Here is a 16,237-nt window from a genome sequence, read left to right as displayed (position 1 = left end):
AGCGTCCTTAATTTTATGTTTTCAAAAACCTAACTGCGCAATCCTACTCCATGGCTAATCAGATAATACACAAAACCGTATAACGCAGTGATAAAAGTGATAAGGACAGCGAAAGTATAACCTAATCCCACATCACTGATACCTAAAAAGCCATAGCGGAAACCGTTAATCATATAAACAATCGGATTTAATTTCGATACGCCTTGCCAGAATGCAGGTAATAAAGAAATAGAATAAAAAACCCCGCCTAAATAGGTTAACGGCGTCAGTACAAAAGTCGGAATAATACTGATATCGTCAAATGAACGAGCAAATACCGCGTTAATCAGTCCGCCAAGAGAAAAAGTTGCCGTTGTCAATAACACGGTGATGAAAATAATCGTCCACGAATGAATATTGAATTCGACAAAAAATAATGACACAACAGTCACCAATGTACCGACAAACAAACCGCGCGCCATACCACCTGCCATATAGCCTAAAATAATTACATGAGTCGAAGTCGGCGAAATAAGCAGTTCTTCCACATTGCGGGCAAATTTCGTGCTATAAAATGACGATGCCACATTACCGAAAGAATTAGTAATGCACGACATCATAATTAATCCCGGTACGATAAACTGCATATAACTGAAACCGTTCATTTCACCGATACGTCCGCCGATTAATTGCCCGAAAATAACGAAATATAAGGTCATGGTAATCACCGGCGGAACCAGTGTTTGTACCCAAATCCGGGTAAAACGGCGGATTTCTTTGTGCAAAATCGTATTAAATGCAACCCAAGCTAATCTCATTTTACTTCACCTCATCCGTCGGTTTGTTTAGCGACATGCTCACGAACAATTCTTCCAGGCGGTTCGCCTTATTACGCATACTTAATACCTGAATGCCCTGATTCGATAATTGCTCAAATAAATGGTTTAATCCCTTTTCCCGGGGCATTTCCACCTCAATGCTGTCCACATCAATTTGCTTTAGGCGATAATCCCGGATTATCGGTTTTGGGCTATTAGGGGCAAAATCAAAAATAAAGGTCTCCGTTTCCAATTTTGCCAACAGGTCTTTCATCGGCATATCCACCACTAACCGTCCTTGTTGAATAATACCGATGTGGCGGCACAACATTTCCGCTTCTTCCAAGTAATGGGTAGTCAGAATAATCGTGGTACCCCGCTCGTTTAACTCACGTAAAAATGTCCACATAGTACGGCGCAATTCAATATCGACACCCGCCGTAGGTTCGTCCAAAATTAATAAACGGGGTTTATGCATTAAAGCGCGGGCTATCATTAAACGACGTTTCATCCCACCGGATAATCGCATTGCCTGTTGGTTTCGCTTGTCCCATAAATCCAGTTTTTTTAACCAAACTTCCGCACGTTTTTCCGCCTCTGAGCGCTCAATACCATAATAGCCCGCCTGATTTGCCAGAATATCCAGCACTTTTTCAAATTGATTGAAATTAAACTCCTGAGGAACCAAACCGATTTGTTGTTTTAATAAGCCTAATTGACTATCAAGATCATAACCAAATACCTTAACCTGCCCGGAGGTTTTGTTGATTAACGAACTGATAATACCGATGGTGGTTGATTTTCCGGCGCCGTTGTGCCCTAAAAGTGCGTAAAAATCCCCTTCTTTCACACATAAATCAATACCATGTAAGGCTTTAAAACCATTTTTATATTGCTTTGTTAAGCCTTTAATTTCTAACGCGTACATATAAATTCTCATAAAAAGTTTAAAGATATAACCTATTCGGCTATACTGCATCCCTTGTTTAGGAAATTATAGCAGAACTTTAGGAGTATCCACAGAATGAAAAAAATCGAGCAGTTATTTGCCAACAATCATAGTTGGGCATTGCGCATGAAAGAAGAAAACTCCTCTTATTTTAAGGAACTGGCGGATCACCAAACACCGCATTATTTATGGATTGGTTGTTCCGACAGCCGTGTTCCCGCAGAAAAATTAACCAATCTGGAGCCGGGCGAATTATTCGTTCATCGTAACGTTGCCAACCAAGTCATTCATACGGATTTAAACTGTCTGTCCGTGGTGCAATATGCCATTGACGTACTCGACATCGAACATATTATTATCTGCGGACATACCAATTGCGGTGGTATCAAAGCAGCGATGGCCAATCAAGATCTCGGGCTAATTAATAACTGGCTGCTGCATATCCGCGATATCTGGTATAAACACAGCCACTTATTAGGTAATCTTTCCCCGGAAAAACGGGCGGATATGCTGACCAAAATCAATGTTGCGGAACAGGTGTATAATTTAGGTCGTGCATCTATCGTACAGGATGCCTGGAAACGCGGTAAAAAATTATCACTACACGGTTGGGTATATGATGTAAGCGACGGTTTTTTAATTGACCAGGGCGTATTAGCCACAAGTCGCGAAAGTTTAGAGATTTCGTATAGAAATTCCATTGCCCGTTTAAAAACGTTGGATGAAGAAGATATTTTCCGTAAAGGTAATAAAGAAAATAACGACGAAATAATCGGCTAACTACGAGCAACAAAAATTACATAAAAAATAACCGCACTTTTTACCGTGCGGTTATTTTATCAAATGAGATTTAAAAAATCGCCACCGCTAAACCGACTACGATTACTAATGAAAGCACAACCATCATCATTGCATAACCAAAATCACTCATTGCTACTCTCCTAATCAAAAAAACTGGTCCGCAATATTAGCAGGAAAATTGATATAAATCTATTTTTACCTTTTTATCATTGTAAATTTGTGACTTACTGCAAAGTTTTATAATTATTTTCGATAAAAGTTTAACAAACGCTCTTCAATCCTTATAATAAGCGCAACATTTAGGAGATAAAAGATTATGGCAACAATTAAAGACGTCGCAAAAATGGCAGGCGTATCAACCACCACCGTATCACACGTAATTAACAAAACCCGCCATGTTGCCGATGAAACCAAACAAACCGTATTAGATGCCATCAAAGCATTAAATTATTCGCCGAGTGCCGTTGCGCGTAGTTTAAAAGTCAATACGACAAAATCTATAGGCATGGTGGTTACCACCAGTGAAACGCCCTATTTTGCCGAAATTATTCATGCGGTTGAAGAACAATGCTATCGCCAAGGCTATTCGCTCTTTTTGTGCAATACGCAAAATGATCCGGATAAATTAAAAAACCATCTTGAAATGCTGGCCAAAAAACGGGTGGACGGCGTGCTGGTAATGTGCTCCGAATATAAAGATGACAGCCGCGATTTATTAAAAAGCTTCAGCTATTTGCCTATCGTAATTATGGACTGGGGCCCGGTAAACCCGGATACGGATTTAATCTTAGATAACAGTTTTGAAGGCGGCTATTTAGCAGGCAGGCATCTTGTCGATAACGGGCATAAAAAAATCGGTTATTTAAGTGCCGAACTCACTAAAGTAACGGCGAAACAACGCTACCAAGGTTTTATTAAAGCATTAAGCGAAGCCAACGTGGAAATGAAATCCGAATGGTTATTTGAAGGCTCGTTTGAACCGGAAGACGGCTATGAATGTATGAACCGTCTGTTAGCCTTGGAAGACCGCCCTACCGCCGTTTTTTGCTGTAACGACATCATGGCGTTAGGTGCAATTTCCGCCATTACGGAAAAAGGTTATCGGGTTCCCGACGATTTTTCGGTGATCGGGTATGATAATGTACATTCATCCCGCTTTTTCGCGCCGCCGCTGACTACCATTCACCAATCAAAAGCGCGTTTGGGAGAAAGAGCGTTAAGGCTACTGTTTGAGCGTATCGCACACAAAGACGCCAAACGTGAAACCATTGAAATCCATCCGGAATTGGTGATTCGTAAATCGGTGAAAAAAATCGCTTAAAAAGTTTATTTTATATAAAACTTTCAATTTTTTAACCGCACTTTAAAACAAAGGCATAGAATTTTAATCTATGCCTTTTCGTTATTTAATTTATGTTACCATGCGCAAAAACCCGCACGTTTGCAAACCCGTTTTCTTTTAAGTAAAGGGCTTGCAATTTGCTCATTACGCCTCGCTCACAATAAAGTACATAATTCTTGCTTTGATCTAAATCGCCAAATTGCGAAGACAATTTATAGAAAGGCAAATGCTTCACTTCATGACCGGCTAATTCAAAAGGGCGCTCATCATGTTCTTCGGGACTACGAATATCTAAAATTACGTCATTGGCCGACAGCACGGAAACGGTATCCACTTTAACCACATCCTTTTCCGTTTGTTCTGCAATTTGACGAATATCTAAATATTGCGCATTTTGTACCGCACTTTCTAGTACATCAAAATTAAAATTCAGCTCTTCTTTTTCAATTTTTTCTTTGATCGCTTTAACGGTCGGATTTTTCGAAATTACCCCGCAGAATTCCGGCATTGATTTTGCAATATCATCGGTGCCAATCTGTTTTGCCTTGGCAATAATGGCCTCTTTGTCATGGGTAATTAACGGGCGCAACACCAACGCGCTTGCCGCTTCGTCAATTAAACGTAAGTTTGTTAAGGTTTGGCTTGAAACCTGCCCTAACGCTTCTCCGGTTACAATCGCCTGAATACCGAAACGTTCCGCCACTTTACTGGCCGCACGAACCATCATACGTTTCAGCACCACCCCCATTTGCCCGTTATCAATTTTTTCTAAAATCTCACCGACCACATTTTCAAAATTAATCGCCACGAAACGTACTTTATGGGAACCGCTATAACGGTTCCAAATGTGATAGGCCATTTGTTTCACGCCGATTTCATGAGCGGCACCGCCAAGATTAAAAAAGCAATAATGTACTCGCGAACCGCGACGGATAAACATATAGCTTGATACGCCCGAATCAAAACCGCCGGAAATAAGCGATAACACGTCTTCCTGAGTACCGATCGGATAACCACCAATCCCTTCGTGGCGAGCTTTAATCAACATCATGTGATCGTTTTCAATATCAATACGTACCGTTACATCGGGATTACTCAGTTTTACCTTGGCGGTTTCTATGGCTTGATTCAAGCCTCCCCCCACATATCGTTCCACGTCTAACGAACTGAATTCGTGTTTACCTTTACGTTTCACCCGAACGCAGAAAGTCTTGTTTTCAAGCGATGCGCCCACGTCTGCAAGGGTTTGTTCGAAAATATCGTGCATATCGGTAAACGGCTTTTCGTCCACTTCCAAAAAATGATGAATGCCCGGAATACGTCCTAATACATCAATCAGAATCGCCCGATTTTCCTCATTTTTTGACCGCACTTCGATATAATCCCAATGCTTAACCACAGCGACGCCGTCATCATATTTATTTAATACGTTACGAATATTACCCGTTAAAATTTTCACGAAACGTTTACGCACGCTTTCGCTTTTAATCATGATTTCAGGGAAAAGTTTAATTACAAATTTCATAGTTATCTTTGTCGTTTAATCGGTTTATTTAAAAAAAGTGCGTTATTGTAGCAGACTTTTCCGTAAATCTCTAAGTAAGCAGAGCTATTCCCGTTGATTTCTGGCGAATAAATCGATGATTTTTATAAAAATCCGTCGGTTATGATTAGGGTCTGTTCATCTTGCTTCATATAAAATTCTAAAGAATTGATTTTAAGGATTTTATTTTTTAACATCGCCTTAAAAATACAGTACAATACGGCATTCGACGTTTCATCAGAAGGAGAGGAATATGGCTCGCAAGCCAAAAGAAAATTCAACGGTAGATTTTGAAACTACATTAAATCAGCTGGAAACCATCGTTACTCGCTTGGAAGCCGGCGATTTACCTCTTGAAGAAGCGCTAAAAGAATTTGAAAACGGAATAAAATTAGCTAAATTAGGGCAAGAACGCCTGCAACAAGCGGAACAACGGATTCAGATTTTATTGCAAAAAAGCGATACCGCAGAATTAACGGATTATCAACCTACTGATGAATAAGTGATGAGACTTATGTATCAATTCTCAAATGATTTACAACAAGCGCAACAACGCATTAACCGATTTCTAGAAGCTCAATTCGATGAAATAAATACCCGGCCCTCGCCACTGGCCGATGCAATGAAATACGGATTATTATTAGGCGGAAAACGCATTCGTCCGTTTTTGGTTTATGCCACCGGCCGTATGTTGGGCGCGGATACGGCACAACTGGATTATGCCGCCGCCGCTATCGAAGCTATTCATGCTTATTCCTTAATTCATGACGATTTACCGGCGATGGATAATGACAGTTTACGCCGCGGACAGCCGACCTGCCATATTGCCTTTGATCATGCTACCGCTATTTTAGCCGGTGACGCGCTACAGGCTTTTGCTTTCGAAATTCTGACAAAATCCACCGCACTTTCCGCCGAACAAAAACTCCGTTTAGTTCAGGTTTTAAGTCATAATTCCGGTGTCTTCGGTATGTGCCTGGGGCAAAGCCTTGATCTTATTTCTGAACATAAACAGATTTCACTGAGCGAACTGGAACAAATTCATCGCAACAAAACAGGCGCTTTACTTTCCGCTGCGTTAAAAATGGGCTTTATTTGTTCGTCGCATTTTGCCGACAACGCATTGGAAGCCAAACTGGATCGCTATGCCGCCGCTATCGGTCTGGCATTTCAGGTTCAGGATGATATTTTAGACATCGAGGGCGATCTGGCGGCAATCGGTAAGAATGTCGGCTCGGATTTAGAGTCGGATAAAAGCACTTATCCTAAATTACTGGGTTTAGCCGGTGCAAAACAAAAAGCACGGGAACTTTATGTTGCGGCGGTCGGTGAATTAGAACATTTACCTTTTGATACAACGGCACTTCGTGCTTTAGCCGAATTTATTATTAATCGAAAAAATTAATTATTGTGGGACTGACTAACAACCATGCAAAACTATCCACTTCTCTCCCTAATTAATTCGCCTGAGGATTTACGCCTTTTAAACAAAGATCAACTTCCTCAAGTATGCAATGAATTACGTGAATATTTATTAGAAAGCGTTAGTCGAACAAGCGGGCATTTAGCTTCGGGCTTAGGCACCGTAGAATTGACCGTTGCGCTGCATTATATTTTTAAAACGCCTTTTGACCAATTAATTTGGGATGTCGGTCACCAGGCCTATCCGCATAAAATTTTAACCGGTCGTCGCGAACGCATGACCACAATCCGTCAAAAAGACGGCATTCACCCTTTCCCTTGGCGTGAAGAAAGCGAATTCGACGTATTAAGTGTCGGACACTCCTCCACCTCAATCAGCGCAGGACTAGGCATCGCTATCGCCGCAGAAAAGGAAAACGCCGGGCGTAAAACCGTTTGTGTAATCGGGGACGGTGCGATCACAGCCGGAATGGCATTTGAAGCTATGAATCATGCGGGTGCATTACATACCGATATGCTCGTTATCTTAAACGATAATGAAATGTCTATTTCCGAAAATGTAGGCGGTTTGAATAATCACCTTGCCCGAATTTTTTCCGGTTCCATTTATTCTTCTTTACGCGACAGCAGTAAAAAAATTCTTGATACCATGCCGCCGATTAAGAATTTTATGAAGAAAACCGAGGAACACATGAAAGGCGTAATTTCGCCGATCAGCACGCTTTTTGAAGAGCTGGGTTTTAACTATATCGGACCTATTGACGGACATAATATCGAAGAATTAATCGCTACTTTAAGCAATATGAAAACCTTAAAAGGTCCGCAATTTCTTCATATCCGCACCAAAAAAGGCAAAGGCTACACACCGGCGGAACAAGATCCTATCGGTTTCCACGGTGTACCTAAGTTTGACTATCATACCGGGCAGTTACCGAAATCTACCGCTACGCCCACTTATTCGCAAATTTTCGGCGAATGGTTATGTGAGACTGCCGAGCAAGACGAAAAACTTATCGGTATAACGCCGGCAATGCGTGAAGGTTCCGGCATGGTTGAGTTTTCCAATCGTTTCCCGGATCAGTATTTTGATGTGGCAATCGCCGAACAGCATGCGGTAACTTTAGCAGCCGGTTTAGCTATTGGCGGTTATAAACCTGTTGTGGCGATTTATTCCACTTTTCTGCAACGCGCCTATGACCAAGTAATTCATGATGTGGCAATTCAAAACTTGCCGGTTTTATTTGCTATCGACCGCGCAGGTATTGTAGGAGCCGATGGTCCGACCCACCAAGGTGCCTTTGATTTAAGCTTCTTACGTTGCATTCCAAATCTGATTATTATGGCGCCGAGCAATGAGAACGAATGCCGCCTCATGCTGCACACAGGTTATTGTTGCGGAAAACCTGCGGCAGTACGTTATCCTCGCGGTAATGCTATCGGTGTAGAATTAGAACCGTTACGAGAATTGGAAATCGGTAAATCGAACTTAGTGCGCCAAGGGCAAGACATTGCCATTCTCAACTTCGGTACTCTGCTTCCAAACGCATTGGATGTTGCCGAAAAATTAAATGCCACTGTGGTCGATATGCGTTTTGTTAAACCATTGGATTATGAGCGTATCAATGAACTGGCGAAAACGCATCGTACTTTAGTAACTTTGGAAGAAAATACCATCCAAGGCGGCGCAGGTAGCGCGGTATCGGAAGTGGTTAATATTCAGCAACATCATGTAAATATATTGCATTTGGGCTTGCCAGACGAATTCGTTGCGCAAGGTACGCAACAAGAAGTATTGAAAGAATTAAAATTAGATGCGACGGGTATCGAAGAACAAATCAAAAATTTTTTAAGAATTGCTTAATTTTTGATAAATTTTTGAACTTTTGTCAATTAGACCAGTCATAGTAAGTGCTAGTGCGCTGCATTGCAGTCGTCTTTTTTAATCTTTCTTATATTTTTTAAGAATCCGCCGCTATCTATTTGGATAGCGGTTTTTTTATGCTCTTTTCGTTAATGCTTGTTCTAATCATTATTTCCGACTATATTAATCAAAAAATAATTTCATGAGAAAAATCATTATGTATTTCATTGATAATAAAGAGATTACGGATGCCGGTATTAATATTGCGCTGGAAACCTATTTAGTTGAAAATCGTTTGGTGAATGAGCCTATTTTGCTCTTTTATATCAATTCTCCCTCAATCATTATTGGTCGCAACCAAAATACCATCGCAGAAGTTAACCAACCTTATTTAGATGAAAAAAACATCCGCGTAGTGCGTCGCATGTCCGGCGGCGGTGCGGTTTATCATGATTTGGGCAATCTTAGTTTTTGTTTTATCAAAGATGATGACGGTTCTATAGGTGATTTCGCCGGTTTTACTCGGCCGGTAATTGAAGCGCTCCATCAGCTAGGCGCCAAAAACGCAAAATTAGAAGGACGAAACGATTTACTGATTGACGGCAAGAAATTCTCCGGCAACGCAATGTATGCTAAAGGAGGACGAATGACCGCCCACGGTACTATTTTGTTCGACTCGGATTTAGAAGAAGTTAGCAAAGCCTTAAAATCCCGCAAGGAAAAAATTGAATCAAAAGGCATTCGATCTATTCGCAAACGGGTGACGAATATCAAACCTTATCTTTCACCAGAATATCAACATTTAACTACTCGGCAATTTCGGGATATTTTACTGCTGAAAATATTCAATGTAACCTCTCGGGAACAGGTGCCCGAATATCGTCTCACCGAAGAAGACTGGCAAAAGGTTTACGCACTTCGCGAGCAGCGTTTTGCCAACTGGGACTGGAATTACGGACGTTCCCTGCAATTCACTCTTGAGTATTACCATAAATTTCCCGCAGGATTAGTGGAATACAAACTCAATGTTGAGCAAGGAAAAATTCAAAATATCCGCATTTTCGGTGATTTTTTCGGGTTGGCCGAAATTGCTGAATTAGAAAAGGCGCTTATAGGCATAAAATATGAAAAACAGGCTATTTCGCAAATTTTCAATCATTTTAATATTAAGCAATATTTCGGCAACATCGAACCTGAAGCCTTAACGGAATTACTGGTTAACGGCATATATGAAGAATAAAAGTGCGGTCAATTTTTGGAAAAATTTTTATGCGTCAACAAATAAATAAATGGAAATATCACTTTAATTGGATAAAGCATTATATTTCGCCTTCATTAGTCGTTATAATCACGGCTTTTTCCGCTTATCTTGTTTATCAGCAAAATTATCTGATGAAAGAAAGTAAACGCCCTTTCCTGGCTTTCACGCCCAAAATTATAGTATTGCCAAATAATCCTCAGATGATAGAAGCGAAAATTGTCGTTGGAAATTACGGCGAAGGTTCGGCAATTATTGATGAATTTAAAGTTCAAATAAACGGACAAACATATCAATCGAATTATTCGTCTAAATGGCGAGAAATTTTATCTCACAATCAGATTTCTCATAGCTGTCCGCTTTCCGAAGGATGGTTAATTAAAAATGCCGTTCTAAAAGCGGGTGACGAAGAGGATAACTTCCTCAGATTGCTTTATCCAATGGATGAAGTACTAAATGGAAAAGAGCCGTGTATTACGCCATTTATTGATTTAATTAAAGCAGGTAAGCTTACATTATCAGTTAAATATCATTCTATTTATAATATTTCTTATTCACAGGAAAACATTATCGAATATGATTTTTCTGCACTTCAAGAGCAATTTAAATCACCGTAAAACAAAAAAGGACACCAAACGGTGCCCTAATCTCTATGCTTTAAAAATTAAAGCGCAGATTTTGCTTTTTCAACTAAAGCGGCAAATGCAACTTTGTCGAATACTGCGATGTCAGCAAGAATCTTACGATCGATTTCAACAGAAGCTTTTTTCAAGCCGTTGATGAATTTGCTGTAAGATAAGCCGTTTTGACGTGCCGCAGCGTTGATACGAGCAATCCATAATTGACGGAATTGACGTTTACGTTGACGACGGTCACGGTAAGCATATTGACCTGCTTTAATTACAGCTTGGAACGCAACACGATAAACACGTGAACGAGCACCATAATAACCTTTAGCAGCCTTAAGAACTTTCTTATGGCGTGCTCTTGCAATAACACCACGTTTTACACGAGCCATTATTTAATCTCCTAATTGTCTATTTGATTTCGGACGCAATATACTGCATCCCTACTAAAAATTCACTAAAGTACGTTTAACTTACTTAACGGCTTATACGTATGGTAAGCACGCTACTACTAATACTTGGTCTGCTTTCGCTACCATTGATTTGTGACGTAAGTGACGTTTACGTTTAGTTGTTTTCTTAGTCAAAATATGACGTAAGTGAGATTGTTTACGTTTGAAACCGCCGGAAGCCGTTTTTTTGAAACGCTTCGCAGCACCACGTACTGTTTTAATTTTAGGCATTGTTAAAAAAACTCCGCATTGTTTTGTTTGATACACAATAATCAGGCGAAAAATACCGCCATTTCTGACCGCACTTTTACTTGGAAAGCACTAATTATCTCTGATTGAGCGTTACCGCCCATAAGCCTTTTACGGCAAAAAGCAAATCAGGCTGCGAAATGTGCCTGTAGATTGCTTTTGTTTCTCTTTAATAAAAGAGAAAACGGACGGATTCTATAGGATCCGCCCGTTTTATGCAAGAATAAAATTATTTTTTCTTCGGTGCAATAACCATTACCGCCTGACGACCTTCCAACTTACCCGGTGCAGACTCAACCATTGCAATTTCAGCCGTATCTTGTTTTACACGATCTAATACGTCTAACCCGATATCTTGGTGTGCCATTTCGCGTCCACGGAAACGAACTGTAATTTTAACCTTATCACCGTCTTCCAAGAAACGTACAATGTTACGAAGCTTAACTTGATAGTCGCCCTCATCAGTCCCCGGACGGAATTTAATTTCCTTCACTTGTACGACTTTTTGTTTTTTCTTTTGTTCTTTTGCCGCTTTCTCTTTTTCGTAAATAAACTTACCGTAGTTCATAATACGACAAACCGGCGGTTCGGCATTCGGACTGATTTCCACTAAGTCTAACTCAACTTCTTCAGCACGGCTCAATGCCTCTTGAATTGATACGATACCAACTTGCTCGCCGTTTTCATCAGTTAAGCGAACTTCTTTTACGCCACGGATTTCATCATTAAGACGATGTGCACGATTTGTTTGAACGCGTTTTACAGGTTTAATAGTCTTATTCCTTCTTGTTTTTTGTTAATTAACATCCACTGCAATGCAATGGATTAAAATTCTCTTTCTCCCTAAAAACTTAGGAAGTTAAACGTAAGAATTCTAAAAGATATTCAAAAATTATGCAATAGCCACATTACCAAATTCATTACCGCTTTAGGAAAGCAATAAAACCGTTTGCATGTCGAGTTTTATTTTCATCTCCCGCCAATTTGGCATTACCTGCCCCATTAAACGATAAAAACGCTCGCTATGGTTATGTTCGGCTAAATGGCACAGCTCGTGCAAAATCACATAATCGATACACTCTTTCGGGGCTTTAACTAACATTGGGTTTAGCCATAATGCCCCTTTTACCGAACAACTACCCCAACGAGTTTTCATTGTGCGTAGACGAATATTCGGCTTATCAGTTACCCACAATGTCTTCTCAAGTAAAGATTCCAAACGTTGTTGAAAAATCTGTTTTGCTTTTTGGCAGTACCATTGGTTTAAAGATTTCTGCACCTTTTCAGGCGATTTATCTTTAAGTTGAACTTCAATTTGCCCACGCCAAAGACGAATATGATTTGCTTGATTAGGTTCATTATAAACTTTGAGCACATATTGCCTGCCCAAATAACGATAACTTTCCCCACTCACATATTTTCGGCTAGGCAATTTCGGTAATTGGCTAAGTTCGGCTAATTGTTGGGAAATCCAACCCGTTTGTTGCGAAATTGCAAAAACCAGTTCGTTTCTGACCGCTTGTTGCGGCGCATAGGCAATAATTTCGCCATTTGGCTGCACGGTTAAGCGTAAGCGTTTCGATTGCGGGCATTCGATAAGCCGAACTTGTAGCCGCTGTTCGCCATAGGGGATAGATAAAATTGTTTTGTTCATTGCTTATTTATGCCCAATACGCACAATTTGGATAATCCGTTTCACAATCTCTTTTGCTTGCAACATACCGCTACCGATAGATTGGCAAAGTTTGAACAACATTGGCAGTAATTGCTTACTGATCTCTTTTTCTACCTGCTCTAAACTTAATGAATGTTCTGCTACCGCTTGTAGCACAATACGATCCACTTCAAAAGCTAATTCTACCCAACGCTCTTGCTCACTTGGTTGGGCTAAGGTTTCCGGCAACACAGTTTTAAATACACCAAAGTAGGCTTGCGCCGAATGGTTATCGGCAAAACGATCGGGAATTTCCGCTAATTTTCGCTCCGCGACTTGTTCTTCAAACTCTTGAAATAGTAAGTATTGCTTCATCGGATTATCAAATAACGCTTCCGCCTCTTCAATCGCCTGTTGCAACAATTCGGAAAAACGGGCTTTAGCATAAGGATCATCATTCAAATCCAGTTCGATACTGCGGGCAATGCGTGAACGGATTTTATCCGCTTCGTTACGGGTTTTGGTATCGTCCCACTGTTTGATTTCCGCTTTACCCATTTTATTGACCGCATAAATGCAAATGCCTTCAGGCTCTTTTACGCCTAGCCCAACAACGTGTTTATCAATCAATTTTTCCACTTGGTCGGCATATTCGCTGTAATCAATCTGTTCGCCCGAATCTTGTTTCACTAAACGGCGTAAATAGCTGAACTGTTTAGCGGTTTCTTTATATAAAGTGCGGTCGGAATCGGTGAAGTTTTGATCTTGATAAAACTCTTCCGACTGCAACGCTACTTGTAAACAGCGGTTAAAGTCCGTTAAGGCACGATAAAAATCGTCTCGAATTTTGCTATTTTTATCGAATAACAGACCGCTTGTTTCCGAATCGGCAACCAAATTCGGCATTAGCACTCGGCGCAGCTGCTCAATATCCGCTTTATTTTCGACCGTCGCAAAAACCGCCCAAAGCTGTTGATACAAACTTAGCAAGCGCAGATATTCATTTCTCATCGGGCGATATAAGCCTTCAATATCATCGATATCGTAACCGCCTTGGGTTCGGCTGGCTAAATCTTGATATTTGGCAATGGTAGTATCCAGCTCTTTTAAAATACCCCGATAATCAATCAACAGTCCATATTCTTTCTGCTTATGTAGGCGATTAACACGGGCGATAGCTTGAATCAGATTGTGCTGTTTTAACGGCTTATCAATATAGAGCACCGCATTGCTCGGTTCATCAAAGCCGGTCAGCAATTTATCCACCACAATCAATAAACGTAACGGGCTATCCGGATCGGCAAAACGATTTAACACCTGTTGAGTATAAACCTCTTCATTGCCTTGCACGTTTTGATTCCACCAACGCACCACCTCATCGCTCGCCTGTTCATCAATATCGCTATTGCCTTCTCGGCTATCGGGCGGGCTAATCACTATTGCACTTTCAAACAACCCGACTTCGTCAAGATACTGTTTATAACGAATAGCGCTCACTTTACTTTCACACGCTAACTGCCCTTTTAATCCCTGCTCGATTTTTTCATTCAGGTGATAGGCAATATCCAGAGCGATTAAATGAATACGTTCATCGGCTTGATAAATCTGCCTTTTGCGAGCAAATTTGCGTTTTAAATCCGCTTTTTGTTGCTCGCTTAACGATTTAGTAATGCGCTCAAACCAGTTATCAATCGCCTGCTTATTTACCTCTAATTCAGGGATACGCTCTTCATACAAAAGCGGCGTAACGGATTTATCTTCCACCGCCCGTTGCATTGTATAGGCGTGAATAATCTTGCCGAATTTTTGCGTAGTTTCATCATCTTTCAACAACGGCGTACCGGTAAATGCCACAAAAGAGGCATTCGGCAATGCTCGGCGCATTGCAATATGATTTTCACCCCCTTGGGTACGGTGCCCTTCGTCAATCAGCACGATAATATTTTCACTTGGGTTAAAACAGTTCGGTTGCTCGATTGCGGTATTAAACTTCTGAATTAACGAGAAAATAATCCGCTCATTGCCCTGACCAATTTGCTCGGCAAGGCGTTTGCCTGTAGTCGCCATTGCATTTTTGCGATCACGCTTTGTGGCAAGTTCTCCGCTGTTATAGAAAGTGCGACTTAGCTGATTTTCTAAATCGACACGATCCGTTACCACCACTATTCGGCACTGTTTTAGCGCAGGGTGTAACAACAACGCTTTGCTGAAAAAGACCATCGTAAAAGATTTGCCCGAGCCTGTGGTATGCCAAATCACCCCGCCATTGCGTCCCCCTTGTTCATTTTGAGTGCTCACACGGTTTAATAGGCGTTTCACCCCAAAAACTTGCGGATAGCGAGCTACAACACGAATATGCTCTTTGTGATCAAACAGCGTGAAATAGCGGATCATTTCCAATAGACGAGCAGGACTAAGCAAACTGATTAACAGTTGATCTTGCCCTGTTACAGCTAAACGCCCTTGCGCAATAAGCTGCTGATACCATTGTTGATCGGCTGAATTAGGTAGGATAGCGGTGAGATCTTGGGGCGAAATGGCTGAATTTTTAATGTTTGCCATTTCCAGTTCTGAAAACTCTTCTTCACGCCACGCAGACCAGAATTTAGCAGGGGTGCCACAAGTGGCATAACGCCCTGCCGTGCCGTTAATCGACAGCACCAACTGGGCGTAGGCAAACAGATGTGGAATTTCATTCGGGCGTTGGTTACGAATGGTTTGGGAAATACCCTCTTCGATAGTGCTTTTTTGCTTACCGTCAGGGCGTTTCCCTTCTATCACCGCTAAAGGTAAACCATTCACAAAGCAGACAATATCAGGCGTTCGCACCGAACTGCCATTGACATTAGCGACATCAAATTCTTCAGTAAAATGGAAACGGTTATTTTCAATATTTTCCCAGTCGATAATCGGAATAGTGCAACTGATTTTCTTGCCTTCGACAAATTCGATAACGGTAATGCCATAAAGCAGATGATTATAGATTTTCTCATTGGCATTCACTAAACTTTCATTCAGATTAGGATTCATCAGCTCGGCAACTAAGTAATCTACCGCCTTTGCGGATAAATGCCTTTCTTTTCCCGCATACAGAAAAGTTTTTGCCGCCAACACTTCACGCAATACCATTTCCAACACCACATTAGCTTTGCTGTGATTACGCATTGCTAATGCGGTTTTAGGCGACAAACATCCCCACCCCAAATTATTTAACAGCAATAATGCAGGAATTTTTGAACTGTATTTTTCTTGGAATTTTGGGGTTGGGTGCATAGGTTTCCTT

15 protein-coding genes are annotated in these 16,237 nt (G+C 41.0%); 7 read left to right on the top strand and 8 right to left on the bottom strand.

Annotated elements, in window-relative coordinates; genetic code table 11:
* Positions 1–29: 29 nt before the first annotated feature.
* On the bottom strand, positions 30–797 hold the full coding sequence (locus A4G13_RS03140) for an ABC transporter permease (protein WP_090653630.1): 768 nt from the start codon (positions 795–797) through the stop codon (positions 30–32).
* Position 798: 1 nt separating this feature from the next.
* The gene (locus A4G13_RS03135; RefSeq protein ID WP_090653629.1) at positions 799–1,725 is read right to left on the bottom strand and encodes an ABC transporter ATP-binding protein; all 927 of its coding nucleotides are present in this window, start codon (positions 1,723–1,725) and stop codon (positions 799–801) included.
* Positions 1,726–1,821: 96 nt separating this feature from the next.
* Between A4G13_RS03135 and can the strand changes: the two genes are divergently transcribed.
* Both can and purR read left to right on the top strand, forming a co-directional pair.
* Complete coding sequence (can, locus tag A4G13_RS03130) at positions 1,822–2,526, top strand: carbonate dehydratase (protein ID WP_090653627.1); 705 nt, start codon at positions 1,822–1,824, stop codon at positions 2,524–2,526.
* A 337-nt stretch (positions 2,527–2,863) separates the two neighbouring features.
* Positions 2,864–3,868: an HTH-type transcriptional repressor PurR gene (purR, locus tag A4G13_RS03125; RefSeq protein WP_090653625.1), complete on the top strand. Its 1,005-nt coding sequence runs from the start codon at positions 2,864–2,866 to the stop codon at positions 3,866–3,868.
* An 85-nt stretch (positions 3,869–3,953) separates the two neighbouring features.
* Here the strand turns inward: purR and thiI are convergent, their stop codons facing one another.
* Positions 3,954–5,414, bottom strand: coding sequence for a tRNA uracil 4-sulfurtransferase ThiI (thiI, locus tag A4G13_RS03120; protein ID WP_090653622.1), 1,461 nt, complete (start codon positions 5,412–5,414; stop codon positions 3,954–3,956).
* Positions 5,415–5,685: 271 nt separating this feature from the next.
* Here thiI and xseB point away from each other — a divergent pair, with 271 nt between their 5' ends.
* From xseB to A4G13_RS03095, 5 genes are all read left to right on the top strand, one after another.
* Positions 5,686–5,934: an exodeoxyribonuclease VII small subunit gene (gene xseB / locus A4G13_RS03115; RefSeq protein WP_090653620.1), complete on the top strand. Its 249-nt coding sequence runs from the start codon at positions 5,686–5,688 to the stop codon at positions 5,932–5,934.
* Between the two features lie 12 nt (positions 5,935–5,946).
* Positions 5,947–6,837, top strand: coding sequence for a (2E,6E)-farnesyl diphosphate synthase (gene ispA / locus A4G13_RS03110; RefSeq protein ID WP_090653618.1), 891 nt, complete (start codon positions 5,947–5,949; stop codon positions 6,835–6,837).
* A 24-nt stretch (positions 6,838–6,861) separates the two neighbouring features.
* Entirely contained in the window at positions 6,862–8,715 is a 1,854-nt protein-coding gene (dxs, locus tag A4G13_RS03105; protein ID WP_090653617.1) for a 1-deoxy-D-xylulose-5-phosphate synthase, read from the top strand.
* A 217-nt stretch (positions 8,716–8,932) separates the two neighbouring features.
* Positions 8,933–9,955 carry a lipoate--protein ligase gene (lplA, locus tag A4G13_RS03100; protein WP_090653615.1) on the top strand — a complete coding sequence of 341 codons (1,023 nt, stop codon included), beginning with the start codon at positions 8,933–8,935 and terminating at the stop codon, positions 9,953–9,955.
* 29 nt (positions 9,956–9,984) lie between these two features.
* A complete protein-coding gene (locus tag A4G13_RS03095) occupies positions 9,985–10,590 on the top strand; it encodes a hypothetical protein (protein WP_090653613.1) in 606 nt (201 codons plus the stop codon).
* Between the two features lie 47 nt (positions 10,591–10,637).
* Here A4G13_RS03095 and rplT read toward each other — a convergent pair whose 3' ends face one another.
* The 5 genes from rplT to A4G13_RS03070 form a co-directional block, all read right to left on the bottom strand.
* Positions 10,638–10,991 (bottom strand): 50S ribosomal protein L20, encoded by a 354-nt coding sequence (gene rplT, locus A4G13_RS03090; RefSeq protein WP_005596075.1) that lies wholly within the window; start codon positions 10,989–10,991, stop codon positions 10,638–10,640.
* A gap of 93 nt (positions 10,992–11,084) precedes the next feature.
* Positions 11,085–11,282: a 50S ribosomal protein L35 gene (rpmI, locus tag A4G13_RS03085; protein WP_011200231.1), complete on the bottom strand. Its 198-nt coding sequence runs from the start codon at positions 11,280–11,282 to the stop codon at positions 11,085–11,087.
* A gap of 247 nt (positions 11,283–11,529) precedes the next feature.
* Positions 11,530–12,018, bottom strand: a complete 489-nt coding sequence (gene infC, locus A4G13_RS03080; RefSeq protein ID WP_041639711.1) for a translation initiation factor IF-3 — start codon at positions 12,016–12,018, stop codon at positions 11,530–11,532.
* A 210-nt stretch (positions 12,019–12,228) separates the two neighbouring features.
* Positions 12,229–12,954, bottom strand: a complete 726-nt coding sequence (locus A4G13_RS03075; protein ID WP_090653611.1) for a M48 family metallopeptidase — start codon at positions 12,952–12,954, stop codon at positions 12,229–12,231.
* Positions 12,955–12,957: 3 nt separating this feature from the next.
* Positions 12,958–16,227 carry a type I restriction endonuclease subunit R gene (locus tag A4G13_RS03070; RefSeq protein ID WP_090653609.1) on the bottom strand — a complete coding sequence of 1,090 codons (3,270 nt, stop codon included), beginning with the start codon at positions 16,225–16,227 and terminating at the stop codon, positions 12,958–12,960.
* Positions 16,228–16,237 lie beyond the last annotated feature (10 nt).

Source organism: Basfia succiniciproducens (assembly GCF_011455875.1).
Taxonomy (GTDB): Bacteria; Pseudomonadota; Gammaproteobacteria; order Enterobacterales; family Pasteurellaceae; genus Basfia; species Basfia succiniciproducens.
Note: the sequence above shows the minus strand (reverse complement) of the source record. Positions and strands in the feature narration are given on the sequence as shown.

Coding starts and splice junctions, on each gene's coding strand:
- A4G13_RS03140 (WP_090653630.1), bottom strand. CDS start 797: ATGAGATTAGCTTGGGTTGCATTTAATACGATTTTGCACAAAGAAATC.
- A4G13_RS03135 (WP_090653629.1), bottom strand. CDS start 1,725: ATGTACGCGTTAGAAATTAAAGGCTTAACAAAGCAATATAAAAATGGT.
- can (WP_090653627.1), top strand. CDS start 1,822: ATGAAAAAAATCGAGCAGTTATTTGCCAACAATCATAGTTGGGCATTG.
- purR (WP_090653625.1), top strand. CDS start 2,864: ATGGCAACAATTAAAGACGTCGCAAAAATGGCAGGCGTATCAACCACC.
- thiI (WP_090653622.1), bottom strand. CDS start 5,414: ATGAAATTTGTAATTAAACTTTTCCCTGAAATCATGATTAAAAGCGAA.
- xseB (WP_090653620.1), top strand. CDS start 5,686: ATGGCTCGCAAGCCAAAAGAAAATTCAACGGTAGATTTTGAAACTACA.
- ispA (WP_090653618.1), top strand. CDS start 5,947: ATGTATCAATTCTCAAATGATTTACAACAAGCGCAACAACGCATTAAC.
- dxs (WP_090653617.1), top strand. CDS start 6,862: ATGCAAAACTATCCACTTCTCTCCCTAATTAATTCGCCTGAGGATTTA.
- lplA (WP_090653615.1), top strand. CDS start 8,933: ATGTATTTCATTGATAATAAAGAGATTACGGATGCCGGTATTAATATT.
- A4G13_RS03095 (WP_090653613.1), top strand. CDS start 9,985: ATGCGTCAACAAATAAATAAATGGAAATATCACTTTAATTGGATAAAG.
- rplT (WP_005596075.1), bottom strand. CDS start 10,991: ATGGCTCGTGTAAAACGTGGTGTTATTGCAAGAGCACGCCATAAGAAA.
- rpmI (WP_011200231.1), bottom strand. CDS start 11,282: ATGCCTAAAATTAAAACAGTACGTGGTGCTGCGAAGCGTTTCAAAAAA.
- A4G13_RS03075 (WP_090653611.1), bottom strand. CDS start 12,954: ATGAACAAAACAATTTTATCTATCCCCTATGGCGAACAGCGGCTACAA.
- A4G13_RS03070 (WP_090653609.1), bottom strand. CDS start 16,227: ATGCACCCAACCCCAAAATTCCAAGAAAAATACAGTTCAAAAATTCCT.